This is a genomic window from Actinomycetes bacterium, from assembly GCA_024222295.1.
Lineage (GTDB): Bacteria > Actinomycetota > Acidimicrobiia > Acidimicrobiales > Microtrichaceae > JAAEPF01.
The window spans coordinates 1-942 of record JAAEPF010000065.1; the positions used below are offsets into that span (position 1 = coordinate 1).

Consider the following 942-nt stretch of genomic DNA (forward strand, 5'->3'; position numbering starts at 1 on the left):
GAGAGGCAGGTGGCTGAGATCTTCCGGGAGATGTACCCCGAAGCTCGACGAGGATACCAGCGCCGATCAGGCTCCGATGAGCCAGACGTCACCGGCACACCCTGGTGGATAGAATGCAAGGTCGGCAAAGGGACGCCCCAGGTCTACCGTGCGTGGTGGCAGGCCATGGAGGCGACGGACGGGCGTGCGTGCATGGTGGTCTCGAAGCAGGACCGCACCGAGGTGCTCGTGACCCTGCAGCTCGCAGACCTGATGGCGCTGCTCCAGCGCGCAGCCGGACACATCGTCACCGAGGAGCACCCGGAGCTCGACGGCGACGCGGACGTGCCCGACCTCGTGCGGCGCGTCGCCGCCATGGTCGAGGGTCAGTCGTCGGGATGACGCTCCCCGGGGGCTGGCTTGGCCCCCGGGAGCTTCACCATCCGGCCGGTGTCGCGGTGCTCGAGCATGCTCAGTCTGCCCAGCAGCGCGCGCACCTTGGCGAGCGCGGCGTCATCGCGTGGGGTGGGTGTCACTCTCGTGATGACGGTCGCCACCGTCAGCGCCGCGGCGATCACTGTCGTCCAGTTCTGCAGTAGCCAGTCCATCTCTACCTCCCTGACGAGCGCCAGATGCGTACGGCGACGTTGTTGGCGGCCCCGCTGGCGGCGGCGTAGACTGCCATGTATTCGATCGGCACCAGCGCCGGAGCGACTCCATGCTGGAACAGATCGGAGAGGTCGTAGCGCACCGTCGTCCCCGGCTGCACCTCTACGCACCCGCCCGCGGCTGGCTCTGGGTTGTTGACCCAGACGTTTGGGGAGAGGGCTGCCGGGTCGGCGGTCACGTTCTCATCGCCGAAGGCGACGTACACCGGCGTCAGGTTGACCCCTCCGAGCCGATCCCGTGCGCAGCACTGCACGGAAATGAAGTTTGTGATCATGGTGTGCGCGCCCTCGGGGC

3 protein-coding genes are annotated in these 942 nt (G+C 67.7%); 1 reads left to right on the forward strand and 2 read right to left on the reverse strand.

Annotated features, from left to right (window positions below):
* Positions 1 to 165 precede the first annotated feature (165 nt).
* The gene (locus GY812_16310) at positions 166 to 381 is read left to right on the forward strand and encodes a hypothetical protein (GenBank protein MCP4437046.1); all 216 of its coding nucleotides are present in this window, start codon (positions 166 to 168) and stop codon (positions 379 to 381) included.
* On the opposite strand, the gene GY812_16315 is transcribed toward GY812_16310, so the two are convergent.
* Both GY812_16315 and GY812_16320 read right to left on the reverse strand, forming a co-directional pair.
* Positions 366 to 587, reverse strand: a complete 222-nt coding sequence (locus tag GY812_16315) for a hypothetical protein (protein ID MCP4437047.1) — start codon at positions 585 to 587, stop codon at positions 366 to 368. The two genes, GY812_16310 and GY812_16315, sit on opposite strands and share 16 nt — an antisense overlap.
* 2 nt (positions 588 to 589) lie before the next feature.
* Positions 590 to 922 carry a hypothetical protein gene (locus GY812_16320; GenBank protein ID MCP4437048.1) on the reverse strand — a complete coding sequence of 111 codons (333 nt, stop codon included), beginning with the start codon at positions 920 to 922 and terminating at the stop codon, positions 590 to 592.
* Between the last annotated feature and the right edge of the window lie 20 nt (positions 923 to 942).

What these genes read in the sequence shown, in the direction of transcription:
- GY812_16320 (MCP4437048.1), bottom strand. Translation starts at nt 922, where the DNA reads ATGATCACAAACTTCATTTCCGTGCAGTGCTGCGCACGGGATCGGCTC.
- GY812_16310 (MCP4437046.1), top strand. Translation starts at nt 166, where the DNA reads ATGGAGGCGACGGACGGGCGTGCGTGCATGGTGGTCTCGAAGCAGGAC.
- GY812_16315 (MCP4437047.1), bottom strand. Translation starts at nt 587, where the DNA reads ATGGACTGGCTACTGCAGAACTGGACGACAGTGATCGCCGCGGCGCTG.